General features: G+C 44.9%; 24 protein-coding genes. 13 read left to right on the top strand and 11 right to left on the bottom strand.

Going from position 1 to position 25428, the window contains the following annotated elements; translation table 11 throughout:
• Nucleotides 1-75: 75 nt before the first annotated feature.
• Both btuC and btuD read left to right on the top strand, forming a co-directional pair.
• Nucleotides 76-1071 carry a vitamin B12 ABC transporter permease BtuC gene (gene btuC / locus ACWYVB_RS01340; RefSeq protein ID WP_182018902.1) on the top strand — a complete coding sequence of 332 codons (996 nt, stop codon included), beginning with the start codon at nucleotides 76-78 and terminating at the stop codon, nucleotides 1069-1071.
• The gene (gene btuD / locus ACWYVB_RS01335) at nucleotides 1058-1825 is read left to right on the top strand and encodes a vitamin B12 ABC transporter ATP-binding protein BtuD (protein ID WP_257887187.1); all 768 of its coding nucleotides are present in this window, start codon (nucleotides 1058-1060) and stop codon (nucleotides 1823-1825) included. Before btuC ends, btuD begins: the two co-directional genes overlap by 14 nt.
• Nucleotides 1826-1893: 68 nt before the next feature.
• On the opposite strand, the gene ACWYVB_RS01330 is transcribed toward btuD, so the two are convergent.
• The 3 genes from ACWYVB_RS01330 to ACWYVB_RS01320 all read right to left on the bottom strand — a co-directional run bounded on the left by ACWYVB_RS01330 (nucleotide 1894) and on the right by ACWYVB_RS01320 (nucleotide 4465).
• Nucleotides 1894-2469, bottom strand: a complete 576-nt coding sequence (locus ACWYVB_RS01330; protein WP_005397767.1) for a nucleoside triphosphate pyrophosphohydrolase family protein — start codon at nucleotides 2467-2469, stop codon at nucleotides 1894-1896.
• Between the two features lie 110 nt (nucleotides 2470-2579).
• Nucleotides 2580-3152, bottom strand: coding sequence for a DUF1415 domain-containing protein (locus tag ACWYVB_RS01325; protein ID WP_053807305.1), 573 nt, complete (start codon nucleotides 3150-3152; stop codon nucleotides 2580-2582).
• A gap of 89 nt (nucleotides 3153-3241) precedes the next feature.
• Complete coding sequence (locus ACWYVB_RS01320; protein WP_182034952.1) at nucleotides 3242-4465, bottom strand: MFS transporter; 1224 nt, start codon at nucleotides 4463-4465, stop codon at nucleotides 3242-3244.
• Between the two features lie 106 nt (nucleotides 4466-4571).
• On the opposite strand from ACWYVB_RS01320, the gene ACWYVB_RS01315 reads away from it, so the two are divergent.
• Complete coding sequence (locus tag ACWYVB_RS01315) at nucleotides 4572-5441, top strand: LysR family transcriptional regulator (protein ID WP_374081228.1); 870 nt, start codon at nucleotides 4572-4574, stop codon at nucleotides 5439-5441.
• Between the two features lie 27 nt (nucleotides 5442-5468).
• Here the strand turns inward: ACWYVB_RS01315 and ACWYVB_RS01310 are convergent, their stop codons facing one another.
• Nucleotides 5469-5699, bottom strand: coding sequence for a glutaredoxin family protein (locus ACWYVB_RS01310; protein WP_005377871.1), 231 nt, complete (start codon nucleotides 5697-5699; stop codon nucleotides 5469-5471).
• A gap of 138 nt (nucleotides 5700-5837) precedes the next feature.
• Here ACWYVB_RS01310 and ACWYVB_RS01305 point away from each other — a divergent pair, with 138 nt between their 5' ends.
• Nucleotides 5838-6353 (top strand): M48 metallopeptidase family protein, encoded by a 516-nt coding sequence (locus tag ACWYVB_RS01305; RefSeq protein ID WP_457527662.1) that lies wholly within the window; start codon nucleotides 5838-5840, stop codon nucleotides 6351-6353.
• Nucleotides 6340-7467, top strand: a complete 1128-nt coding sequence (gene rlmF, locus ACWYVB_RS01300) for a 23S rRNA (adenine(1618)-N(6))-methyltransferase RlmF (protein ID WP_457527660.1) — start codon at nucleotides 6340-6342, stop codon at nucleotides 7465-7467. The genes ACWYVB_RS01305 and rlmF overlap by 14 nt, the downstream gene beginning before the upstream one ends.
• Before the next feature lie 71 nt (nucleotides 7468-7538).
• Here rlmF and ACWYVB_RS01295 read toward each other — a convergent pair whose 3' ends face one another.
• From ACWYVB_RS01295 to ACWYVB_RS01270, 6 genes are all read right to left on the bottom strand, one after another.
• Nucleotides 7539-7859, bottom strand: a complete 321-nt coding sequence (locus ACWYVB_RS01295; RefSeq protein ID WP_395203110.1) for a hypothetical protein — start codon at nucleotides 7857-7859, stop codon at nucleotides 7539-7541.
• A gap of 70 nt (nucleotides 7860-7929) precedes the next feature.
• Entirely contained in the window at nucleotides 7930-9525 is a 1596-nt protein-coding gene (locus tag ACWYVB_RS01290; protein WP_457527658.1) for a S41 family peptidase, read from the bottom strand.
• A gap of 361 nt (nucleotides 9526-9886) precedes the next feature.
• A complete protein-coding gene (locus tag ACWYVB_RS01285; protein ID WP_005393515.1) occupies nucleotides 9887-10651 on the bottom strand; it encodes a hypothetical protein in 765 nt (254 codons plus the stop codon).
• Nucleotides 10652-10681: 30 nt separating this feature from the next.
• Nucleotides 10682-11356, bottom strand: a complete 675-nt coding sequence (locus ACWYVB_RS01280; protein ID WP_054867356.1) for a GntR family transcriptional regulator — start codon at nucleotides 11354-11356, stop codon at nucleotides 10682-10684.
• Nucleotides 11357-11508: 152 nt separating this feature from the next.
• Nucleotides 11509-13041 carry an aldehyde dehydrogenase (NADP(+)) gene (locus ACWYVB_RS01275; RefSeq protein ID WP_432604004.1) on the bottom strand — a complete coding sequence of 511 codons (1533 nt, stop codon included), beginning with the start codon at nucleotides 13039-13041 and terminating at the stop codon, nucleotides 11509-11511.
• 21 nt (nucleotides 13042-13062) lie between these two features.
• Complete coding sequence (locus ACWYVB_RS01270; RefSeq protein WP_256898997.1) at nucleotides 13063-14064, bottom strand: 4-hydroxyproline epimerase; 1002 nt, start codon at nucleotides 14062-14064, stop codon at nucleotides 13063-13065.
• A 109-nt stretch (nucleotides 14065-14173) separates the two neighbouring features.
• Between ACWYVB_RS01270 and ACWYVB_RS01265 the strand changes: the two genes are divergently transcribed.
• The 7 genes from ACWYVB_RS01265 (at nucleotide 14174) to ACWYVB_RS01235 (ending at nucleotide 21984) form a co-directional block, all read left to right on the top strand.
• Nucleotides 14174-15430 (top strand): NAD(P)/FAD-dependent oxidoreductase, encoded by a 1257-nt coding sequence (locus ACWYVB_RS01265; RefSeq protein ID WP_457527655.1) that lies wholly within the window; start codon nucleotides 14174-14176, stop codon nucleotides 15428-15430.
• A 124-nt stretch (nucleotides 15431-15554) separates the two neighbouring features.
• Nucleotides 15555-16628 (top strand): polyamine ABC transporter substrate-binding protein, encoded by a 1074-nt coding sequence (locus ACWYVB_RS01260; protein WP_457527653.1) that lies wholly within the window; start codon nucleotides 15555-15557, stop codon nucleotides 16626-16628.
• Between the two features lie 87 nt (nucleotides 16629-16715).
• On the top strand, nucleotides 16716-17690 hold the full coding sequence (gene lhpI, locus ACWYVB_RS01255; RefSeq protein ID WP_457527819.1) for a bifunctional Delta(1)-pyrroline-2-carboxylate/Delta(1)-piperideine-2-carboxylate reductase: 975 nt from the start codon (nucleotides 16716-16718) through the stop codon (nucleotides 17688-17690).
• Between the two features lie 56 nt (nucleotides 17691-17746).
• Nucleotides 17747-18661 carry a dihydrodipicolinate synthase family protein gene (locus ACWYVB_RS01250; RefSeq protein ID WP_457527651.1) on the top strand — a complete coding sequence of 305 codons (915 nt, stop codon included), beginning with the start codon at nucleotides 17747-17749 and terminating at the stop codon, nucleotides 18659-18661.
• Nucleotides 18662-18734: 73 nt separating this feature from the next.
• The gene (locus tag ACWYVB_RS01245; protein WP_457527649.1) at nucleotides 18735-19856 is read left to right on the top strand and encodes an ABC transporter ATP-binding protein; all 1122 of its coding nucleotides are present in this window, start codon (nucleotides 18735-18737) and stop codon (nucleotides 19854-19856) included.
• A complete protein-coding gene (locus tag ACWYVB_RS01240; RefSeq protein WP_457527647.1) occupies nucleotides 19853-21133 on the top strand; it encodes an ABC transporter permease in 1281 nt (426 codons plus the stop codon). The genes ACWYVB_RS01245 and ACWYVB_RS01240 overlap by 4 nt, the downstream gene beginning before the upstream one ends.
• Nucleotides 21134-21135: 2 nt before the next feature.
• Nucleotides 21136-21984, top strand: a complete 849-nt coding sequence (locus ACWYVB_RS01235; RefSeq protein WP_130546043.1) for an ABC transporter permease — start codon at nucleotides 21136-21138, stop codon at nucleotides 21982-21984.
• A gap of 120 nt (nucleotides 21985-22104) precedes the next feature.
• On the opposite strand, the gene ACWYVB_RS01230 is transcribed toward ACWYVB_RS01235, so the two are convergent.
• Entirely contained in the window at nucleotides 22105-22539 is a 435-nt protein-coding gene (locus ACWYVB_RS01230) for a hypothetical protein (protein WP_457527645.1), read from the bottom strand.
• 302 nt (nucleotides 22540-22841) lie between these two features.
• Here ACWYVB_RS01230 and ACWYVB_RS01225 point away from each other — a divergent pair, with 302 nt between their 5' ends.
• Nucleotides 22842-25286, top strand: a complete 2445-nt coding sequence (locus ACWYVB_RS01225; RefSeq protein WP_457527643.1) for a collagenase — start codon at nucleotides 22842-22844, stop codon at nucleotides 25284-25286.
• Nucleotides 25287-25428 lie beyond the last annotated feature (142 nt).

Below are 25428 nucleotides of genomic sequence, written 5' to 3'. Positions count from 1 at the left end.
TTGCTTTGAGAAGTTAATTGCAATTTACCGAGGCTTAACTGTAAGGTTAAGCCTCGTTTGTTTTTATCGGCCGCTATGGATTTTCAACAACTTATCCTGAACAAGGAACGACGCTGGCAACGTAACCTGATGGTTATGTCGATCGTGCTCGCTGTACTCTCTGCCATTCACTTGATGGTCGGAGAAATTTTCCTTTCTCCTTTTCAATCCTTATCTGCATTTGAACAGAAGTTATTGGTGGACTTGCGTTTACCGAGGTTAGTGTCTGCGGCAATTATTGGTGCTGCGTTAGCGGTATCTGGCGCGACGTTACAAGTGTTGCTTGGGAACGTGTTGGCTGAACCTGGCGTGCTTGGTATATCTGGTGGTGCAAGCTTAGCAATGGTCTTAATCATGTTCGCGTCACCTGTTCTTCCTACCCCGATTGTTTTTATGTTGGCAGCGATTGCAGGCTCGATGTTATTCACGTTTGTTTTGGTGGCGATAGCAAGAGCAATGCACCTGACGACGGCTCGATTGCTTTTGGTTGGGGTCGCATTGGGTATTTTATCGAGCGCGATTGTGACGTGGGCATTTTACTTTAGTGATGATCTCAGTTTACGCCAACTGATGTATTGGTTAATGGGCAGTATTGGCGGTGCAAGTTGGTATCAACATACCGTTACTTTAGTGATGTTACCGGTGCTTATCTGGTTATGTTGTAAAGGCAAGTCGCTTGATAAATTGATGCTGGGTGAGATTCATGCGACCCAATTGGGTGTCGATGTGCATCAAATGCGTTGGAAACTGATCCTCGCCATTTCTGTTTTGGTGGGTAGTTCAGTCGCTTTGGGTGGCATCATTAGTTTTGTTGGTTTGGTGGTCCCGCACTTGTTGCGTTTGGCTTTTGGTACGGAAAACCGTTATTTATTGCCACTTTCTGCAATATCTGGTGCTGCGTTGCTTGTATTTGCTGACATCGGCGCAAGACTGTTATTGGACGCCGCAGAGTTACCTTTAGGTGTCATGACAACATCGATTGGCGCACCTATTTTCATCTGGATGCTGGTGAAGAGTCATGATGCACGTTAAACATATATCGGTTGGTAGTCGATTATTGCCTCTTTCTTTTGAATGCAAAGCTGGCGAAATCGTGCATGTCGTTGGGCCTAATGGTTCAGGTAAGAGTACTTTATTGGCTGCGATTTCTGGTACGTTAAGCCACCGAGAGGGTATGAGTGGTGAAGTGTACGTTGGCAACAAAAACTTGCTTACTTTACCGTTGTCAGAGCAAGCTCATGTTCGAGGTTATTTGTGTCAGCAATCACGTCCAGCGTTTAATGTTGATGTGTTTCAGTATCTCGCTTTATCTCTGCCAAGTGGTGCTGAGATTGCGGATATCAAAGTGCGTGATGCCGTCAATATGGTGGTGGAGCTGGTACAACTGCAAGATAAGCTTCATCGCAGTATTCAAACATTATCCGGTGGTGAGTGGCAGCGTGTCCGATTAGCAGGTGTATGTTTGCAGGTGTGGCGTACCATTAATCCTTTTTCGCAGTTTTTAATTTTGGATGAGCCAGCAGCACCGTTAGATATTGCGCAAGAGGGTCTGCTCTATCAATTGATTAACGCTATGGCTGCGCAGGGAATTGGAGTATTAGTTGCTAATCACGATCTCAATCGCACATTAAAGCACGCAGATAAAGTATTGCTGCTTAACAACGGTGTGCTGCACTCATCAGGAAATGCCGATACTGTGCTAACGGAAGAAGCTCTCGGGGAAGTGTTCAATACTCAAGTCAAAAAGGTCATCGTAGATGAGCAACCTTATTTAATCTTTGATTAGTATTTAGGGACAATAAAAAACGACCTACTTGAGGTCGTTTTTTTAATCGAGAAAGCCAAACTCAACGCTTATTGAGTTAACGGTTTTAGATCTGCTGGGCGGTAGTAAACAGATTTGAGTACTTTGCCTTTACGAATGGTTTTACCTTCCGATACGAAATCTTCGGCGCATTTCGCGATTATGTATTCACCTTTCTGTACCGCCATCAACTTGATGCCTTGTTCCGCGTAGAATGCTTCTGTTTCTGAGTACTCTTGCTCGTTACGGCATACTTTGCTCATGTTGCTTGAGTGCACTTCATCCCAGCAAGGAATAAATTCAATACCACGGTTTACTGCAACGTTTAATAGAAGATCAATTAAGTAGCTGATCGCTAGGTTGTCTTCTACTTTGCTGTGGCCAAGATGAACGAGACGTCCCATTAATACATACACGCTGTCTACGATGGCATCTGCTTGCTCAGTTTTACAATCTGCTTCTGCTAGCTCTGTTAGCTCTTCGATCGCCAAAGAGGTGTGTAGTGTATCTGCTTGTGCATCAAGGCTTGCAGCGTCTGCGACTGGTAAGTCGAACGTACTACGGAACTCGGTGATATCACGGTATAAGTGATCAAAAATCTCTTGGGTTAGCTTTGACAGTTGCATTCTAATTTCCATTGAATCGATTGAAGCGGCAATGATACCAAACCGCACTTTGAACCCCAAGGGCATTGCATCTAACTGGTGATAAATCTGCCTTTGGGGAATGGTGGTGCTTAACGAAATAGGTAAGGGAACAGCTTTTTACGTTCTTCCTCTGAAAGGGCGGAAACACGAGCGATGTTCGTATCGGGAATGGATTCAGGATCAGGATAGTGTTTTAGTACCTTTTCCATACTCTCTTCGCGAATCAAATGGAAGATCGGGTAAGGAGAACGATTGGTCAGGTTTTCGTCGTCTTCAGGCCTTGCGCCGCCAAAACAGTAATCAGGATGGAAAGTCGCTACTTGGAAAATACCTTCCCAGTTTTGCTGCTTAATTAATCCTTCAACCCAATCTATGCAAAAGTTGTAGTCCCAGAAATCTTGTAGCATGTTGGGAACCACAACCAACGTGGTCTCAAGTTGTTCGGGCTCTGTGTTACTCAGCTCAATCAGCTGCAATAAAATATCTTCAAGAAGCGCTTCTTCTTGAGTCGCTTCACTAACAAAGATTTTGATTTGTTTATTACGTTGCGGTTTGGCAGCAAACGGACATAGGTTGAGCCCGATTACCACATCGTTGAGCCATTGATCGACTTGTTGAGTGATCGCTTCGATATCTGTGTTTTGTGTTGAACGCGTTGACATACGACTTTCTGGTTTTTATTAAAGTAGCGCAAGCATAGCAGAGTTGGTTATCCAAGTAACCAGAGAGGTATTACGCAAATGAGCTTACCCTAGCTACTCTTTAAACTCGCTGCGTCAGGTGTTTGGTCAGTATGCTTTCTTTCGGCGATGTGTTTCAAATACGCAATCGCAGCAAACATCGCTAGGTAGACGGCGCTTCCCCCCATAAGAACACTCGACCAACCACCATGCTGCCAACAATAAAGAAGTAAGAATCCTCCTAAGCTACCGCCTACGTAGTAGTGTACTAAGTAGAGCGCTGTCGCGGTGGCTTTGGCGCGAGTGGCATTCTGACCGACCCAACCGTAGGCGAGGGTATGAGTAAAGAAGGCACCAAAACTTATCAGCAACAACCCAACTAGCATTGCAGTCAGGCTTTCAACCGCAGCAATCCACATTCCCGTCATGCTCACTATCGCGCCTAAGAACATACCGAGGATTGAGGAATAACGTTTACTCCAGTGGCCTGCACAACGAGAGGAGAAAGTCCCTCCCAAGTAACAAATAAAGATCAGTGAGGCCAACCCGACGGGTACATTGTGAGGTTCACTCACCAGACGGAAACCCATTACGGAATAAAGGTTGACGAACAAAGCAAAGTTGAGTCCTCCTATCAGCATCGCGAACCACACGCGTTGGTTTTTAAAATGACCAATAAGCGCACGATTTTGATGGCGCAAACTGCTTGATGACGGGGTGAAGTTGCGCTGTGTTGGCAATAAATAGTGAACGCCAATGACACCAAGAAGAGTGAACACCATCATAACTTCAATGGCGACATCAACACTGAAATTGTCCGCCAATAAGCCGCCGCTAATACGCCCTGCAATACCGCCTAATGAGTTAGCCGCAATGTACGTTCCAATTGCCATCGAGAAAGCGTGCTTGTCGAGCTCTTCTGCCATGTAAGCCACGGCGACCGCTGCAAAAGCGGCGAGCGCGACACCGATCAGTGCTCGACATATCACCAAAAACAGGAATGAGTCACCAAACAGCATCAAAGCGGAAAGGGTAGGAATCGAAAACAGACCGGCCATCATGACTGGCTTTCGTCCCACTGATTCTGATAACACAGCCATTGGAACGAGGCTAAAAGAGAGAGCGAGTGTTGAGGCCGCAAATAACCAGTTCACTTGCGTTTCTGAGATCGTGAAAATTTGGGCAAAAGTGGGCAGCATTGGCTGTAGTAGGTATAAATTTGAAAAAACCAAAAAGGAACCAAGCGCTAGCGAGAGCGTAATGCGTTTGTATTCCGGTGTGCCAAAACTGACCATGAATCCTGCCTAATGTGAGCAAATGGAGAGACTGTGATCAATCTATCAGTTCGTTACAAATTAAAAAAATATATTAAAAATATGGACACCATATATTTTTGATCTAATGGAATCGAAACAACTTAAACATTTTCTGGCGGTCGCTGAACACGGAAACATTACCCATGCGGCGAAAGCCCTGCATATTGCCCAGCCCGCATTAAGCATTTCTATCAAAAAGTTTGAGCAGTCTTTGGGCGTTACCCTATTTCGTCGTGATGATAAAAAAATCAGCTTAACGAAAGAGGGCGAAACGCTACTTATACATGCTAAGCGGGTGATTCAACAGTTGCACGACGCGCAGCTCGCGATTGATGAGTTGAAAGGTTTAGCGAAAGGCGAAGTAAGGCTCGGGACGCCATCAATGATGGGCAGTTATTTCTTTCCACGAATCGTGATGGCGTTTAAAAGCCAGTTCCCGGAGTTAAAATTGACCTTGGTCGAAGCTGGGACTCAATCGATTCGTCGTATGCTGCTTAATGGTCAACTCGATATCGGTGTGATCAGTTGTGATAACGTGCCTGATGACCTAGAAACTGACCATTTGTTTACTAGCCAAATGGTCGCCGTTGTTTCACCTGAGCATGAGTTAGCCCAGCGAGAATCTCTTACTTTTGATGAGTTCTTTGAACACGATTTGGTTATGTTTCAGCATGGCTATTTTCACCGTGAATTTTTGGATCAGGTGAGTGAGGAGCATGGGTTTACCATGAAGTCATCATTCGAAACCAACTTACTGCCTTTGATTTTGAGTATTGTGAAACAAGAGTTTGCGATTACCGCGTTACTGGAATTGGTGACCCAACATGAGTCAGGCGTTGTTGGCGTGCCGTTTGAACCACCAGTGACGCTGGATCTGGCACTTGCTTGGCGCAAGCAGGGGTATTTATCAATAGCAGATCGAACGTTTATCGACTTTATCAAGCGCTACGTTTAAACGCAGCGCAGATTCATTGTTCGAGCACTAGTCGCCTTTGTACATCTTCTCGAAGTTCTTTGGGTTCCAGCCAATCATTACCCGATCACCAATTTTTAAAACTGGCACTGAACGAGCACCAAGCGCATCAAGTTCTTTGCGACCGCGTTGCATCTTAGCATTGCACAAACGATAGTTAATATTTTTCGAATCCAGATAACGTTGAGCATCTTTGCAGTGAGGGCATTTGTCTTTGACGTAAAGGACGACACGTTTCATTGAGTTTCTCTCCATTATCATTGGGAGGCGAAGTTTAACGACCTTTCACCATAAATGAAAGGCGAAAGCTAAGGTGAAACTGTCCTTTATCTCAGGTATATTGAGCGCCTTTATTTTGTCATAACAGACGTTAATTCTATGCATCCGTCACTTCGATACATTCAAGGCTACCCACAAAACATCGTAGAGCAGGTGAGCTCATTGATAGCGAGTGGCAAGTTTGTTCCTCGGTTCGAAAAGCGTTATCCCGATAGGCACCAAATCAAAAGCGAAAGGGCGCTCTATGAGTACGCCATGGCAATCAAAAACCGCTACATGAAGAAAGCCGCGCCAATCAGTAAAGTTGTCTACGATAAGAAAATTCACGCGGTAAACAACGCGCTTGGTTTGCACAGTGTAATCAGTAGAAACCATGGCGGTAAGCTGAAGTCGAAAAACGAGATTCGCATTGCCAATGTATTTAAAGATGCGCCCGAGCCACTATTAAGAATGCTGGTGGTACATGAGTTGGCACATACTCGTGAGAAAAACCACGACAAGGCGTTCTATCAGTTATGTTGCTACATGGAGCCTGAGTATCACCAACTCGAATTTGATGCTCGTTTGTTTATGATTTACCTCGATTTAAAAGCGAATTTGAATGAAGAACAATAATCACAACGCGAAGCAAGCAAAGCCAAAGGCTTCAATGGCGGGTCAGAAGAAAGACGCGAATAAAGCCAAGCCGAAGCGTGTTAAAGACAAAGTTGCGCGCAAACCCCCTCAGCCTGCAGGAAAGAGCGAAGTCGAGTTCATAAAAATAGCGAAGAATGGTTTGCATGAGCGTAATGTTCATCGAGGTCGTTACGATTTAAAAAAACTCGTGGAAAGTGAACCACAGTTAAAGCCATTCGTTATCAAAAATCCGAAAGGGGAAGATTCCATAAACTTCTCTGATCCTAACGCGGTTAAAATGCTCAATAAAGCATTGCTTGCTGCGTATTATGGTGTCGAGTTCTGGGACATTCCCGACACCTACCTTTGCCCACCGATTCCAGGCCGCGCTGATTACATTCACCGAGTGGCAGAACTACTTGATAGTGAAGTAAAAGGTCAGTACACGCACCAAAAAGTGAAAGCGTTGGACATTGGCGTGGGAGCAAACTGTATTTATCCGATTGTTGGTGTAACAAAATACGGTTGGCACTATACGGGCAGCGATGTCGATCCAAAATCGATCCAATCGGCTCAAACGATCGTAGAGCACAATCGTGTTTTGACGGGAAAAATTGCACTAATACAGCAACACAATGATGCCAATATTTATCGAGGTATCATTCAACCGAATGATCGTTATGATGTGACGACATGTAATCCGCCATTCCACCGTTCGGCGGAAGATGCCGCTATGGGCAGCCAGCGTAAAATCGATAATCTAAAAGCAAACCAGCGTAAGAAAGGGCTAAAACCTCAAACCGCACAAGTAAAGACAAGTAAGCCTGCGTTGAATTTTGGCGGTCAAAACGCTGAATTGTGGTGTGAAGGCGGAGAAGCGGCGTTTATCCGAAAAATGGCGAATGAAAGCCAAGCTTTTGCTGCGCAGGTCTTGTGGTTTACAACACTTATATCCAAAAAAGACAACGTTCGCCCGATGCGCAAGCAGCTTGAAAAATTGGGTGTGAAAGCCATTCGTGTGGTTGAAATGAGTCAAGGACAGAAAGTGAGCCGCTTTGTAGCTTGGTCATACATGGATAAACAACAGCGCAAAGCATGGATTGAACTAAAGTGACGTTGACCGTTTCACACTGAGCAATAAAGTAGAAAGCCCGCTGATATCAGCGGGCTTCTATTTTGGGAGATCTAAAACTTAATGATGGGCTCACAATCTAGTGAACTGAGAGAGACAAAAGTATCTGTTTTGGCATAGTACAAGCCACAGGTTTCACCTCTGATCTGCAACGTATATTGGTCTGGAAGATCCGTATAGCTGCCATCCAACAGTTGATTGTTGTTCCCTTTTACTCGTCCTTTTTCAATCAACAAATGCGGTGAGGATTCAAATACGTTATTTGCGATTCTAGGTGCTGGTGTCCCTTGGATTTCTGCGATCGCGTTTTGAATCTCTATGACTGTTTGCGGAGAGTTCTTTTTACTCAATGCTTCAACGGGTTCTTGTGACATAGCTTGGCATCCTATCAAAGAAATCGAAGTGCCTAAGAAAAGCGCAACCCGAATCAGCATTCGTAAAAAGTTAGTTGATCTCAACATGAATTGCCTCTGTTCGTAGCGGAAAGCGAAGATCGCTTAACTCCGGAGATGAAATGTTACGCGGCATGGCGTTGAAACTTGAAGAGGAGACTGGCGGACAGGTTCCCGTTTCCATGTAGTTTAGTGCCGCAGAAAGCATACCTTCAGACGGATCGCCTAATGGTTTTGTTAGGTCGTCATTGACCCAGCAACCTTCCACTCTATTGTTTAAGCCTAGCTCGGTATTGATTTGGCTCTTTGGAGTAGGAATAAAACCATCAGAGAAGTCGCCAAATTTTTTCTCGTTCGCTGACTTGAACTGAATAGTGTAGTACATAGTGCCGCAGTTTTGTTCTGGTGAGAACCCATACGGTTTACCTGTGGTTGTTGAGCCTATTTGGATAACCTCCACATCAATGCCGCGCAAAGCGTTGATTAACAGTTCACTTGAGGAAGCCGTGCCTCCTGAAGTCAGTACATATACGCGCTTTTTGTTCAGTGTCGGAAGCACTTGGTCCGAATATTTCTGTGCTGCCCAGTCTATTGCTAGATTCGTAAAGCGATAGATGTTATCCCCATCCTTAATGGTACGCATCACTTTGTCATTGTGAATCAATTCACTGAAGACTCGGTTCTGACCAGCACCGCTTAGCATGTAGCCTACTTGCGAGGACTGAAGGACTAAACCACCGCCGTTGTAACGTAAATCAACGACGATCTCGTCAACATTCTCTGCCGAGAGCGTACTAAACGCCTCAATAAGCGGGGCTTGAGCGCTTGGTTCAAAGGAGTTGTATTGCAGATAGCCGATCCGCATACCATTGTGTGTAATCACTTTGGCATTTTTAACTGGAGAGGTCATGACATCAGAGGCGGTAAGCGTCACGGTTTTCTCTAGACCGTCAACACTCTCAAATGTGAAGGTGTAATCTTGATTGATGTCAGGGTTAAAGAGCGTTTTGTTAATAAAATCAATGTCGGACTGACTACCGGTGTTAACCACATCAATATTATTGATTTTCAGAAGCTTATCACCACGAGCAATGCCGCTTCTATCAGCTGGCGAGGCTTCTTCAGTGTAGGAAATACGAACGTCTCGAGGTTGTACGCCACGTAGGAATGCCCAGTTGAAACCAAATCCAGCAACTAAACCGGATTGCGATGATTTCATATCATCTTCATAAGAGACGGTAAAATGGAAGCGATCTTTCGGTTTACCCGTCGCGGTAGTAGCAGAAGTGACCAGCGTATTGAAGTAATCAGTAACAGTTTTGTAGTTTGCTGGGTTATTATCAGGAACCTCGTCATACCATAGATACGTTTCGTTAGTAAAAGCTCTTAAAAAGAGTTTTTCGTGTAATGCAGAGCCCAATTTATCTGGATAGGCGGCATAGTTGTCATATGGGTCCAGTCCGACGCGGGGCGTTTCACATTGGTTGATAAACGTTTTCGACGGTTGGCTAAAATCACCGGCTTTCCATGTTGGACCGTTTGCACTGCTAGTGGACGGAGTAGGTGATGAACCATCACCGCCGCCACCGCCACAGCCTTGTAATAATGCGAGAGTGACTGCCGTTGCTAAAGAATACTTAAATTTCACTTTTCTATGTCCTTATAAATAATAGAATTATAATTATCTGTTTTACTTTTTTATTAGCTAGATGAATGTATTAATTTAATTTGTTCGTCTGCAAATTTATAGTTAAATAGTGTGAGGTAAATAACGTAAAAAAGTTGTCTTTTATACTTAAGCTAAATTAGTCATTACTTAAGTTTTCTGTCTATTTCAAAATAGCTAACAAGACCATTAGTAAGTGTGAAATTAAGACAAGCTCTTAGTTGACGAAGCGATGCTCGCTAAATAAAAAATCAGAATTAGATTCAGGAAACGCTTTGAATCAATAGTTTGGTAGGGATATATGATGTTATCTGGGATTTGTTTGATTTATTTATCTGATGCTTTAACTTAATTTAGTGAGTTGAGCGACGTGCTTTAATAAGCTTCCGTCAATGTTGGGTAAATCATCAGCGAAAAATATCTGAGCGCCGGGAGTGCAGCGCATTAATATATTTGTTAGTTCACCTTCATTGTTGGAAGTGTTAACTGCGTTAAGTTTCGCTAATTTATTACAAAGCTCGTCCTCTATTTGCACTTTCTGCTCTTCGGTGAGCCTAATGCGGCCAATACATACGCCTGGGTTGATATCATGAGAAAGCGACTCTTGTTGAAATCGCTCTTTGAATAAGGTGTCTAATGCCGTACCTTCTTCCATAATAAACCGACGACCAGAACGGTAAAACAAGCCGTCTCCGAAGTTTTCGACATATCCTAGAATTTCCGCGATACGCAAATAGAATCGTAAGCTTGTATCAGAAAGTCCGTAAGTATGGGCTATCTCTTGCGGTTTAATATCACGAGAAGTCAGCATATAAATAAAATCAAGTAAATAAGGATGCTCAACGAAAAGGGCGCTCTCTTCATCTGTTAGCATTTGCTCGTTTTGGTGCTGAAGCTCGTTGGCTAAGGTTGCGAGTTCGATGAGGTCGGTATTTAGGTAGTTCAGATAAATAAGTACTTTATCCAAACCTAAAGCTGGATTATGTAGGTGGCGTTTAATACTAGATAGAGGGATGCCACTTTTCTCTGACAAGGAATTGTAGCAAAGCCCTTCTTCTTTAATCTTTTGTCGTAGCGCTGCGAGTAAAAACTTTGGTCCAACATTCATCCTTGAATATCACCTTATTCGTTATTCCGTTTACTGGCTGATATTTTGCCTTTCAAGCAGCAGGTTTCGAATCGCTGTGCCTGCTTCTAGAATGTGTTTTTTCAGCAGATACTTGGCGCCTTCTATATCGCGATTTTTGCACATTTCAAACAAGCTTAAGTGCTCTTCTTCTGCCTTTTTAATGCCTGTTGTGAACAATAGCTGCATACGTATGTATCGGTCACACTTTGTGTTCAAGTTGTAAATGACGTCCATAGTTTCAGGCATGTTGGCTGGCGCATATAGGGCTTTGTGGAACTCGTAGTTGTAGTTGCTCCATTCTTCTACTTCGTCGCCACTGTTCACTACTGACTCGAAACGTTCGCGAACTTCTCGCGCGCGTTCAAGGTCAGCGTCTGTCATATTTTGAATCGCACGCTCTAAAATGTGGCATTCCACGACAGCGCGCAGTTCAAATAGCTCATTGATTTTCTCTGGAGATAGCTCAGTGACCGTCGCACCTTTGTGAGGTTCAAAGCTAACGAGTCCTTGTGCTTCCAATTGAACTAACGCTTCACGCACAGGAATTCGGCTAACATTAAACTCTTTTGCTAACGCATCTTGACGTAAAGGTTGACCAGTTTTTAACTCGCCCTTCAAGATCTGAGTTCGAATTGCTTCCTCAACGAGCTGAGTGCGCGTTTTAAAAACAGGTTTCTGTGACATTGAAGTCTCCCGTGAAATTAATATTGTATCCAATCCATTTTACTTTAGTAGTTTATTGTTTTTCTGGCACAAACCAACTAGGAAAGAAGGTTTTGAGAAGTAGAGTGAAATAAAAGGCATCAGTTGATGCCTTTTTGAGCCATTTGGTGATCTTATTGGGACACACTGCCATCTATGGCGCGTTGAATACCCAGTGGGTTCGACGCTTTTAATGAATCCGGCAATAAAGATTCTGGTAAAGCTTGATAAGCGACGGGACGCAACCAACGATGAATAGCCTCTGCCCCGACAGATGTTGAGGCAGAATTGGTTGAAGCCGGATATGGTCCACCATGAACCATAGCGTAACCAACCTCGACGCCAGTTGGCCAACCGTTGAATACAAGGCGTCCGGCGATTTCTTCCAAACTTGGAAGCAGTTGCTTGGCTTGTTCTTCGTCTTCAGCGGTAGCGTGAAGGGTTGCGGTGAGCGAGCCAGTCAGTGAATCACTCAGTTTCAACATGTCATCGAAATCTTCACAGATTACGATTAACGATTGAGGACCAAATATTTCTTCCTCCCATTGTGGGTTTTTACGCCAGTTTTTACTGTCCGTCACGAACAGTACTGGTGCGACATTGGTCACTTCTGCTTGTTCAGAGCGAGTTACATTAATGCCCGTTTCGGAAGCTCGTTTGTTAACTTCTGATTCATACGTTTCTCGGATTCCTTGCGTTAGCAAAGTGGCCGTTGATTGTTGTCGAATTAACCCTTGAGCAGTTTCGATAAAGGCTTGCGTTTCTGGGCTATTCAAGACAAATACAACGCCTGGTTTTGTACAAAATTGTCCACAGCCCAAAGTCATAGAAGCCACAAACTCTTCAGCCAATGATGCGTTTGCTCGTATGGCTGAAGGGAGAATAAATGTTGGGTTAATCGCCCCTAGTTCGCCATAGAAGGGGATTGGCTCTGGTCTTTGCTGAGCTAGGTTAAACAGCGCACGGCCACCACCGACTGAGCCTGTAAAACCAACCCCTTTAATTTTTGGATGGGTAACGAGTGCTTGGCCAAGTGCGCGTTTGTTGCCTTGCAATAGCGTGAAGATGGCTTGCGGTAAGCACTCTTTCTCAAGTGCAGCCTCAATACACTCAGCAACAAGTTGACTGGTGCCAGGGTGGGCGGTATGGCCTTTTACAATCACAGGACAGCCAGCTGCCAGTGCCGAAGCCGTATCACCACCTGCAGTAGAAAATGCGAGCGGAAAATTAGACGCACCAAACACGGCGACAGGGCCAATTGCGATTTGCTGACGACGAATATCTGGTTTCGGCAGTGGTTGACGGTCTGGGTTTGGCGTATCGAAAATTGCTTGATGGTGATTACCCGAGCTCACAACCTCGGCAAATAGTCGTAATTGGTTGGCGGTACGTCCTATTTCACCGCTTAAACGTGCTTCGGGAAGGGCAGTTTCTAAATGAGCACGAGCAACGATTTCTTCACTCTTCACTTCCAATTCAGAGGCGATAGAGCAAAGTAAGCTCGCTCGCTTTGCATTGCTTAGTTGGCGAAACTCACGCGCAACGTTTTGGGCGGCTGAGGCGGCTTGATTAACTTCTTGCTCCCCATGCACCGGAAACGCTGTGGGTAGAGGCTCACCAGTAAAGGCGTTGACTGCGTAAAAAGTGGTTGGTTCTTGTGGGTTCATCATTCTTCCTTACTATCCTTATTATTTCACTTCAAATCCGTACGCATATGGGTCTTCATCGTCTACCCATATCGTGTTGTGACCGTATACTTGTGCCCATCCTTCAATACTTGGCAAAATAGCGGCTTTGCTATTCACTTCGGTAATGCCTTCTATACGTCCTTGAAATAGGCTGCCGATGATACTTTCGTGAACAAAGTCTTCCCCTTGATTGAGTTTGCCTCTTGCATGCCATTGCGCCATGCGTGCACTTGTTCCCGTACCACATGGCGAGCGATCCAACGCTTTGTCGCCGTAAAACACAGCATTTCGAGCGGTAGCGTTTTCTTGAGTGGGCTCTCCGGTCCATAGCACGTGAGAAACACCGCACACTGTTGGATCTTCTGGATGTACGCACTCAACCGCTCGAGATACCGCTTCGCGAACTTTTGGAGAAAGCATCAAAATTTCATCTGGAGAGTAGTGTTCAAGTCCGGCGTAGTTTTCTTGAGGGTCGACGATTACGTAATAGTTTCCGCCATAAGCAACATCGACAGTGAGCTCACCTAAGCCTTCTATGTCCACGGTTACGTCTTGGTGGGCAAGGTAAGCTGGTACGTTAAATATCTTTACCGACGTGACCTTGTCACCTTTTGTTTGGTAGTGCACTTCGATTTGTCCTGCTGGGACATCAAGTATCAAACGACCTTCTTTTTTGGGAGTGATAAGGCGATTCTCGATAGCGGTGGTGACGGTTCCAATGGTGCCGTGGCCACACATTGGTAAGCAGCCACTGGTTTCAATAAACAGAATAGAAGCGTCTGCGTTATCACTGCAAGGAGGCAAGACAACTGACCCCGACATCATTGAGTGTCCGCGAGGCTCAAACATGAGTGCCTGACGAATCCAATCATAATGCTCAAGAAAGTATTGGCGCTTTTCGCTCATGGTATTGCCTTCGAGTGGAGGCACACCGCCTGCTACCAGCCTAACTGGGTTGCCGCAGGTGTGGGCATCAATACAGAAAAAAGTTCCTTGTCTCATTTTTCGCTCCTTGCTGAAAAAATGGTTGAATTAAACAATAGTGATGTTAACGTAATGTAAAATATATTGTATACAATCTACGTTTTCAAGTGTGACTCGGAGCATATTTATGTTGGTCAAGGATGAAACTAAAAAGGAAAGGATCGCTGTGATAGGTGCGGGGATTATTGGCTTATCAATTGGCTTGAAATTGCAGCAGCAAGGTTATCAAGTCACGATTTTTGATCCCAATGGCGTGGGGAATGGATGCTCTAAAGGAAATGCAGGTCATATCGCGACTGAGCAAATCTTCCCTCTTGCAACGCCAGCGCTGCTTCCACAATTACCTAAAATGCTGCTAGATCCCAAAAGTCCGGTTTCGATCCGTTGGCAAGATATTCCAAACACAATCGGGTGGATGATTCGTTTTCTATTACAAACAAAGCCATCAGTCGCGAAGCGGGCACAAAACGCGATTAAGAGTCTTAACGAGCGGTCAGTGGCAAGTTGGCGTGACGTGCTTGATTCAATCGGAAAAGCGCATCTAATAAAAATGAATGGTTCATTGCTCACTTTTGAAAACGAGAAACTGTTTCAGAATTATCAAAGCACGCTTAACTCACTGGCTAAAAACGGTGTGGCGTATCAAGTTTGGACGCAAGAGGCGATTCGAAAGCGGATACCTGCTCTCAGCCATAAGGTTCGTGTCGGAGTCTTTTTTCCCGATACAGGACATACGCTAGACCCTTATCAGATCTGTGTTGAGCTAAGTGAAGCTTTTGAAGCTCTTGGCGGTAAGATTTTACAAAAAGGTGTATCTGCGTTGGAGAAAAATGGTGATGTGTTGGTTGAGTCTCAAACACATTCATTTGACCGAATCATTGTTGCCGCTGGTGTACATTCTAAGCTTTTGATACGGCAACTAACCGGAGTCAAAGTGCCTATTCAAGCCGAGCGTGGTTATCACCTAATGGTGGATGACAAGCGTGATGTATTGCCATTTCCTATTAGCTCTGCCGATAGAAAATTCATCATGACTCCGATGTCAGGTGGGCTACGATTGGCAGGCACTGTTGAGTATGCCGATGTAGAGTCACCACCCAATATGAAACGTTCAGAAATGCTTTTTCAGTTAGGCGATGAGATGTTTGAATCGGGGTTACATCCACTCAAGCAAGGAGAAAAGTGGATGGGGAATCGGCCTTCAACAGTCGACTCGTTACCGGTTATTGATAGCATTTGGGATGGAAATGTATTACTGGCATTTGGCCACCAACACCTTGGATTAACTCAAGCGGCGATTACGGCAGATCTCCTTTTAGAGCTTATCGAAGGAAAGCCGACATCGATTGATCTTTCACCTTTTTCACTACAACGATTCGCCTGAAAAAACTCAATATTAAATATTGTATAAAATATATTAAATGCTAGTGTTAACTTAATTTTAACAAGAATGGTGTCCAACAGCCGTATTCGGATGCCTCCAGAAAAACAACCAAAAGGAGTAAAACATGTCACGAATGACCAAAGCACCATTGGCGCTGTTGATTTCAGGAATGCTGTTGGGGACCTCTGCTTATGCTAAAGACAAATTGACGGTCGTATCTTGGGGTGGTGCATTCACCAAGAGCCAAGTGGAGGCATATCATAAGCCTTTCATTAAAAAAACAGGTGTTGAGATCGTATCCGAGGATTTCAGCGGCGGATTAGCCGAAATTAAAGCGCAGGTGGAAGCGAACAACGTGCGCTGGGATTTGGTTTCTCTCGACAAGCCGGACATTGTTCGTGGTTGCGCCGAAGGGTTACTAGAACCAGTGAACCCAAGTATTTTGCCTCCGGGCGCAGATGGAACACCAGCACAAGAGGATTTCATTAATGGTGCGATTCACGAATGCGCAATCAATACCATCGTAGTGTCCACTGTATTAGCGGTGAACGAAGACGCGTTTAAAGGTAAGGTTTTGCCTAGCAAGTTGACCGATCTTTTTGACCTAAAAACTTTTCCAGGTCGACGTGCATTGCAAAAACAACCTCAGGGCAATCTTGAGTGGGCACTATTGGCTGATGGTGTAAAACCAGAAGAGGTCTACAGCCTGCTCGAAACCGAAGCCGGGCGTGAGCGTGCGTTTGCTAAGTTGGATACGATCAAATCAGAAGTGCTGTGGTGGACAACAGGTGCCCAGCCACCTCAAATGCTTGCTGACAAAGAAGTGGTGATCGCCTCGGCGTTTAACGGCCGAATTCACAATGCCCGTAAAGATGAAGGTCAACCATTTCGGATTATATGGGACCGTCAAATGGGTTACATGAATGGATGGGCGATACCTAAGGGTAGTGAGAACACAAAGCTTGCATTGGACTTCATCGCTTTTTCTTCAGGAACAAAACCATTAGCTGATCAAGCTAAGTACGTTGCTTATGGGCCTACGCGTAAGTCGTCTTCGGCGGAGGTGAACCCAGACATTTTAGCGAACCTTCCTACCGCACCTCAAAACTTCCAAACCGCCTTCCTGATTAACGATGAATGGTGGTCAGACTACGCGGATGAACTAAATGAAGAGTTCAATACCTGGCTGCTTAACTAGGCGTTAATTTATATATGGGGCCGAGTTTTCATCCATAAGCGAGGTTCCATACTTTTCCTCAACTGTATTTATGTTTTCGGAGAAATGATGAAAGTCATCGAAGCACAGCAAGTCGCGCAATGTTTAACAATGGAGTCTCTTATTGAAACGATGCGTGAAATGTACTCGCGGCCAGCGACAATACCTCAACGCCGAGTCATGCCCTTAGAAGAGGGAGAATACGAGGCGTTTGCGCTACTTCCAGCTTGGAACCAGGAGTTGATTGCGGTGAAAGCCTTTACGTATTTCCTGCATAACCCTGAGCAAGGCAAAGATACGCTTGCATCTAAGCTGCTTGTTTTTAGACGAAACGATGGTGAGCCGCTCGCACTCGTGGACGGTAAAGTTTTAACGTTTTGGCGCACCGCCGCAGCTTCTGCGTTGGCAGCGGACTATTTAGCGCGTCCTGATGCCGATCGTCTGTTGATCTGCGGAACGGGCAATCTTGCGCCTTATTTTGCGTGGGCATACGCTGCGGTTCGCCCACTTAAGCAGGTTTATATTTGGGGGCGTAACTCAGACAACGCCGAGGCGACGGTAGATGCCATTGTGTCATCTTCAGAGTATCAGTCGCTTCCTGATGAGCGTCGGTTCCGTGTTTCAGTCGTAGAAAATGTGGACCACGTTATCAAACACGTTGACATCATCAGCTGTATTACCGCATCAGCAGAGCCTTTGTTTAATGGCGCAGACGTGCAGCCGGGCACCCATATTGATTTGGTCGGTAATCATGACTTGGACAAGCGTGAATGCGACTCTAAAGCAGTGCAACGAGCACAGGTGTATGTTGATAGCCGTATTAATGTATTAGCCGAAGCGGGCGATCTTCTCATTCCAATTCAAGAGGGCGTATTCACGTCAGACGATATCAAAGGGGAATTACCGCAGCTTTGCGCCCAACAAATCTCAGGACGTCAAAACGATGAGGTCATTACTTTATACAAATCAGTTGGCAGTGCTTTGGCTGATTTGGCCGCTGTAAAGGCGGTGTTGTTAGAAAATGGCATAGATAGCCATGTCTGAGCATTTTCGCTCGTTCATTTAAATTGCATACAATATACATATAAGGAAAGTAGTTCATGAAAATTGATTGGAAAGGTGTTTATCCGGCGGTCAGTACGCAATTTCGTCAAGATCAGTCAATCGACTTAGACGCAACGCAAACCGTTATAGACAACCAGATTAAAGATGGTGTGAATGGCATTATCTGCATGGGTACCGTCGGTGAGAACTGTGCGTTGTACCCGGAGGAGAAACGCCAGGTCTTGCAAGCGGCAAAAGAAGTCGTAAATGGCCGTGTGCCTTTGATTGCTGGTACAGCAGAGTCTATTACCACAGCAGCTATTGATTACATGCAGGATGCGTACAAAATTGGTATCGATGGTTGTATGGTGATGCCTGCCATGGTTTACCGCACGTCTGAGAACGAAACGTTCGAATATTACCGCACGCTAGCAGAAGCAACGCCAGAAATGCCAATCATGATTTACAACAACCCGGTTGCTTATGGTGTCGATGTAAACCTCGATATCATGGCGAAACTGGCTGAGTTTGAAAGCATTGTAGCTATCAAAGAGTCGACCACTGATACTCGTCGTATCACCGAGCTTTACAATAAATTTGATGACCGCTTTACCGTGTTCAGTGGTGTTGATGACATCGCTCTTGAATCATTGATGCTAGGTGCGACTGGCTGGATTTCTGGTTTAACCAACGCATTCCCAGAAGAGTCCGTCGCGATTTATAAACTGGCAAGCCAAGGTCGTTATGCTGAAGCGTTAGAAATCTACCGTTGGTTCTTACCGCTGCTGCGTTTAGACACCATTCCTACGCTGGTTCAGTGCATTAAACTGGCCGAGCAAGTCTGCGGACGTGGATCTGAACAAGTTCGTGCGCCACGCCAACTTTTACAAGGTGAAGAGCGTCAACAAGTCATTCAAATGGTTGAACATGCGTTAGAAACCCGCTTAGACCTATCCAAATACAATCTGTAATTGTGCTGTTTAGTAGAGCGTTAACTGACGCTCTACTCATTCGTAATATTCAAAAAATGAGAAGAGGGAAGTCATGAGCACGGAAAACAAGGACTATGTCAGCTTTCAACACGTTAAGAAAACCTACGATGGCACGAATTTGGTGGTGAAAGACTTCAACTTAGATATTGCTCCTGGAGAGTTCGTTACTATGTTGGGGCCGTCAGGATCGGGCAAGACCACTTGCTTGATGATGCTAGCAGGCTTTGAAACTGCGACTGGTGGAGACATTTATATTGATGGCGTTCCTGTTAATCATCTCGCGCCGCACAAGCGCGATATCGGTATGGTGTTTCAAAACTATGCGTTGTTTCCACATATGACCATTGCTGAGAATCTTGCGTTTCCTTTAAAGGTGCGAAAACTCGATAGTGACACGATTCAAAGCAAAGTTCAGAGTGTATTAGAAATGGTCGCGCTTGAGCATGTTGCGACTCGATACCCAAAGCAGTTATCAGGTGGTCAACAACAACGTGTTGCGCTAGCGCGAGCATTAGTGTTTGAGCCTAAACTTGTGTTGATGGATGAACCGCTCGGCGCATTAGATAAGCAGCTGCGTGAGCAAATGCAGATGGAAATTAAACATTTGCATGAAAAGCTTGGCATCACCATTTTGTATGTGACGCACGATCAAGACGAAGCTCTCACTATGTCCGACCGTATTGCGGTTTTTAATCACGGCGAAGTGCAACAACTCGCGACACCAACCGAGCTTTATGAATCTCCGAGTAATACGTTTGTTGCGCAGTTTATCGGAGAAAACAACCAACTCTTAGGTTTAGTCAAAGAGTGGAACGGAAAGTATTGCCAAGTGCTCGTTGGGAAAGAGTTATTTACTGCGAAACCTGTCAGAGTCTCTGAGCAAGGGCAGAGGACAACACTTTCCATTCGACCAGAAAAGATTGTTATTCAACCAGAGAAAGCGTCTTGTGAGAACCAAGTCTCGGGCGTCCTACGAGAATTGATTTATCACGGTGATCATTATCGTCTGGTCGTCGAAGTAGAGAGCGTTGGTCACTTCATCGTTAAAGTACCTAACGATAATCGTAAACACTTGCAGTTAACGCCTGGCTCAATTTGTCGTATTGGTTGGCAAAGCGACGATTGCCATGCTCTTGATGAGGCACTAACTCAAAGTAGCGAGGTAGCAGCATGAGTCGAGAGCTAACCACATTGGATTCTGTATTGAAAGTCGAACGTCAAGTTCATCAGCAAGAAACCAATCTGAAAGCGCAGCTGCAAAAGGCGGAGCGCCGAAAAAAGCTTCGTTCTATTATGCTTACAATTCCATTGGTGTGCTTTATCCTGTTTACGTTTGCTTTTCCTATCCTCGACATGCTTTATCGAAGCGTGGATAACCGAGAAATATCCCAGTCACTCCCACAAACTATTCAAGCCTTAGAAAGTTGGGATTATCAAGGTCAGCCTCATCAAGAAGTCATTGAGGCATTCTCTGTTGAAGTACTTGCGCTTTATCAAAGCAAAGAGCTACCGAAAATAGCCAGCCGAATGAATATTGAAGTGTCTGGTATGCGCAGCTTATTGATGAAAACAGGTAGAAAGTTGTCTCGTTTGGCGTCGCTGCCGAGCTCGGTGACACAGCTAGCTAAGCTGGATAAGCGTTGGGCTAATCCTAAATATTGGGCGGCGTTTAAGAATCTTAGTGGCGCATTAACATTCAGTCATTATCTTGCAGCGCTAGACTTGCAAGTGAATGAGTTTGGAGACATTGAGCCCCAACCAGAAAAACGCCAAATATACGTCGACCTTTTCTTTAAAACTTTTTGGATGTCTATTTCAATCACCTTAATTTGTTTGGTGATGGCGTACCCCGTTGCTTACCTGCTTGCCAATTTACCTGATAAGCGCGCGAATTTACTTTTAATCATTGTGCTGCTGCCATTTTGGACATCACTATTAGTCAGAACCACGTCTTGGATTGTTCTGCTGCAAAACCAAGGGGTCATTAATGATCTCCTTATTTGGTCGGGTTTTACTTCTGAGCGAGTTCAGATGATTCACAATACCTTCGGAACGGTGGTGTCTATGGTGCACATTCTGTTGCCGTTTATGATCCTGCCTCTGTATAGCGTAATGAAAGGAATTAGCCCAACTTATTTCCGTGCTGCTCGTTCTCTAGGCGCGACGCCTTTCATTGCGTTCATCAAAGTTTATATGCCGCTTACGTTACCGGGGATAGGTGCGGGGGCCTTGCTCACTTTCATTCTTTCTATTGGTTTCTACATTACGCCCGCTTTGGTTGGTGGAAGAAGCGGACAGATGATATCCAATATGATTGCCTATCATATGCAGACATCACTGAACTGGGGGATGGCTGGCGCATTGGGTGGACTGCTTTTGTTCGTTGTACTGGTTCTGTTTTATATGTTCAACCGTGTGGTTGGCATTAATAATCTTAAGGTAGGAGGATAACCATGGCATTACCAAACTATGCATCAAAAGTAGAGCGAGTTGCTTACGCAGGTTACTTAGCTTTTTGTGGGGTGGTGCTGTTCTTTTTAATCGCTCCAATTCTGACCATCATCCCGTTATCGTTTAATGCAACGCCTTACTTTACTTTTACCGAGGGGATGTTAAACCTTGATTCGGCAGCGTATTCTACTCGCTGGTATCAAGAAATGTTTACTAGTGAGCAGTGGCTGTTGGCGCTGAAAAATAGCACGTTTATTGCTTTTATGGCGACACTCGTTGCTACAGGGCTAGGAACTCTGGCGGCGTTGGGTTTAGCCAGTAGTAATTTGCCTTTTCGCAATACGATTATGGCGCTGTTGATCTCACCCATGATCGTACCAGTCATTATCTCTGCTGCTGCGATGTACTTTTTCTACACACGCCTTGGCTTATCACAAACTTATCTAGGCGTCATTTTGGCACACGCCGCGTTAGGTACGCCTTTTGTTGTCATTACCGTTACTGCGACCTTAAGCGGCTTTGATCATAGCCTGGTAAAAGCGGCGGCTAGCTTAGGAGCAAACCCTGTTTATACTTTCAGACACATTACCTTTCCGCTGATTCGTCCGGGGATGATTTCTGGCGGCTTGTTTGCCTTTGGCACATCGTTCGACGAGGTTGTGGTGGCGTTATTCCTGACTGGGGCAGAACAAAAAACCGTTCCGAGGCAGATGTGGTCAGGAATTCGAGAGCAAATTAGTCCGACCATATTGGCGGTCGCTACGTTGTTGATTTTTATGTCGGTGTGTTTGCTCGTGACATTAGAAGTTTTACGTAGACGTAATGTACGCATTCGAGGCATTCAAGAATAACCAGACTTTTTCTTTGTTAGTCACTTTGCACTTTTGTTTAGGGGCACCTCAATTTTTGATCAAATGCGCCTTATTGTAGGCGCTTTTCTTTTGTGTTTGTCGTCAGCAATGACTGACATATCACTCTTGTAGCTTAATGCCAGCTTGCTCGAAACGTGCCAAAGGCGACTTGTTCGATTGCTGATACCAACTAGCTGCCATGTTTGATTTAAGTTGCGCTTTTTCTTCCTTGCTAATCACAACATAGTGCAAAAACGTATTAAGTGTGGTTACCATCACGTCAAACGTCATTTCCCCATCTTTGCTGATGGTTTTCAATAACCCAACGACGGTTTCCTCAGAGACTAACGGTTCAACCACCGCCTTTTTTCGCTCTTTTATTGATGTTGAAGCGGGTAGGTTTGCACGTGCCGTCTCCCAGCAAACTTTGTTGGTTTTACTGACAAGGTTGTGCTTGTAGCAGTAGTAACTGAATAAAAAGCGTGGCAGATTTTGCCAGCGTTCGGTTTGGACTTCTAACCAAAGGTGTTGTAGCTCAATATCAGCGTCGGTCATAGGAGTTGTTTAGCAAAAAGAAAAGAAACCATTTTATAGCTTTTGTGAGGAGCAATAAAAGATATTTGAATGGAAAGATAAACAACTAGTTGATCAATATTACTAAAGCAAATCGATTTCTGGCAAGCTCGTGCAACGGCAACTCGAGTACCAAAAACTGATACCGCTACATTCGGTTGTTAACAAAATGTTTCTTCTTGTCTTGCGAGTAGATTATATGGAGATGCTCTTGCAGTAATAAGGGCAGTGGCGATGCAAAAGACGTAATGCATCTAAGGAAAACTCAATATAGAAGAAATTAGATGGAACTGAAGATTTTGAGTGTCGCGATTGCGACAACATTAACCAGCACTGGCGTATTTGCGTTAAGCGAGCCAGTTTCTCAAGTTACAGAGCAACATGCACATTCGGCTCATACACACGGTGTTGAATCCAATCGAGTTGAATACCAACCAACCGCAACTCTCCCAATTCAGCCCTCTAAGGCAACTCGAGTACAGTCACTTGAAAGCCTTGAGGAGTCGAGCACTGCTTGTGATTTGGAGGCATTGGTTACCGAAAGCAGTAACCAATTGATCAGCGAAATTTTAAGTCAGGGCGCGACGTGTGTGAACCAGTTATTCTCTGCTGAAAGTCGAATTCAAGAGTCGGTATTTAGCTCCGATCATATGTACAACATCGCTAAGCACACTGCGACATTGGCGAAGGGTTATACGGGTGGCGGGAGCGATGAACTCGAAACGTTGTTCTTATACTTACGCGCGGGTTATTACGCCGAGTTTTACAATGACAACATCTCATTTATTGAATGGGTCACACCAGCGGTGAAAGAATCAGTGGATGCATTTGTTAATAACGCAAACTTCTACGAGAACAGCGACCGTCACGGCAAAGTGCTTAGTGAGGTCATCATCACTATGGATAGTGCCGGCTTGCAGCACGCGTACTTACCACAAGTGACCCAGTGGCTTACACGTTGGAATGATCAATACGCCCAGCACTGGTATATGCGCAATGCGGTTAACGGTGTTTTCACTATTTTATTTGGTGGGCAGTGGAACGAGCAATTTGTGCAAGTAATTGGTAACCAAACAGACCTTGCCAAAGCTTTAGGCGATTTCGCTCTAAGGGCGTCATCAATCGGTGCTGAAGATGAGTTTATGGCCGCGAATGCGGGGCGAGAGCTCGGGCGTCTGACCAAGTATTCGGGTAACGCGAGTTCTGTGGTGAAGAGTCAGCTGAGTCGAATCTTTGAACAGTATGAAATGTATGGTCGGGGTGACGCGGTTTGGCTTGCGGCGGCGGACACCGCCTCATATTACGCAGATTGTAGTGAGTTCGGAATTTGTAATTTCGAAACTGAGCTAAAAGGCTTGGTGCTATCGCAAACTTATACTTGTAGCCCGACAATCCGAATTTTGTCTCAGAATATGACGCAAGAGCAACACGCGGCCGCATGTTCTAAAATGGGTTACGAAGAGGGTTACTTTCATCAGTCATTAGAAACTGGTGAACAGCCAGTAAAAGATGACCACAATACTCAGCTCCAAGTTAATATCTTCGATTCAAGCACCGATTATGGTAAGTACGCAGGGCCAATTTTCGATATTAGTACTGACAATGGCGGTATGTACTTGGAGGGCGATCCTTCCCAGCCGGGGAATATTCCCAACTTTATTGCTTATGAAGCCTCTTATGCGAACGCGGATCACTTTGTCTGGAACTTAGAGCACGAATACGTGCATTACTTAGATGGTCGATTTGATCTCTATGGAGGGTTTAGTCATCCAACTGAAAAAATAGTGTGGTGGAGTGAAGGCATTGCAGAGTATGTCGCTCAAGAAAATGACAACCAAGCAGCACTCGAGACGATTTTAGACGGCTCGACGTATACCTTAAGTGAGATTTTCGAGACTACTTATGATGGGTTTGATGTCGATCGAATTTATCGTTGGGGGTACTTAGCTGTACGTTTTATGTTTGAAAATCATAAAGATGACGTAAACCAAATGCTGGTGGAAACACGCCAAGGGAATTGGAGCAATTACAAAGCAACGATCACCCAATGGGCGAATTTATATCAAAGTGAGTTTGAGCAGTGGCAGCAAGCCCTTGTCTCAAATGGTGCACCTAATGCAGTCATAACCGCAAACAACAAGAGGAAAGTCGGTGAAAGCATTACATTTAGCAGTGAAAACAGTACAGACCCAAACGGGAAGATCGTCAGCGTCTTATGGGACTTCGGTGATGGCTCGACAAGTACACAAACCAAGCCGACGCACCAATATGGGAGTGAAGGGGAGTATTCGGTCAGTCTAAGTGTGACAGACAGTGAAGGCTTGACGGCAACCGCCACTCATACTGTTGTTATCTCAGCGTTGGGCGGTAATGACACATTGCCACAAGACTGCGCGGTGCAAAGTAAAGTAAGCGGTGGGCGCTTAACAGCAGGAGAACCAGTTTGCTTGGCAAATCAACAAACCATTTGGCTGAGCGTACCAGCGGTGAATGATAGCTCAAACCTGGCGATAACGACGGGGAATGGTACGGGCAACCTAAAGCTTGAATACAGTAACTCTGGTTGGCCGGATGATACTAATCTTCACGGGTGGTCAGATAATATTGGTAATGGAGAGTGTATTACGTTGTCAAATCAGAGTAACTACTGGGGCTACGTTAAAGTCTCTGGTGACTTTGAGAATGCCGCCATCGTCGTTGATTTTGATGCTCAGAAGTGTCGTCAGTAGGGCAGTTTAACTGCATCATTTTAATTTAATTGATCGCCTCGCTAACATCGCGGGGCGTTTTTGTTTTTACGCCGTTATCTCTATAAAAAAACCAGCCCGAAGGCTGGCAAACAAGGAGTTTGAGATGAAAATGAAAACGTTA

The organism is Vibrio sp. JZG10, from assembly GCF_054064075.1.
Note: the sequence above shows the minus strand (reverse complement) of the source record. Positions and strands in the feature narration are given on the sequence as shown.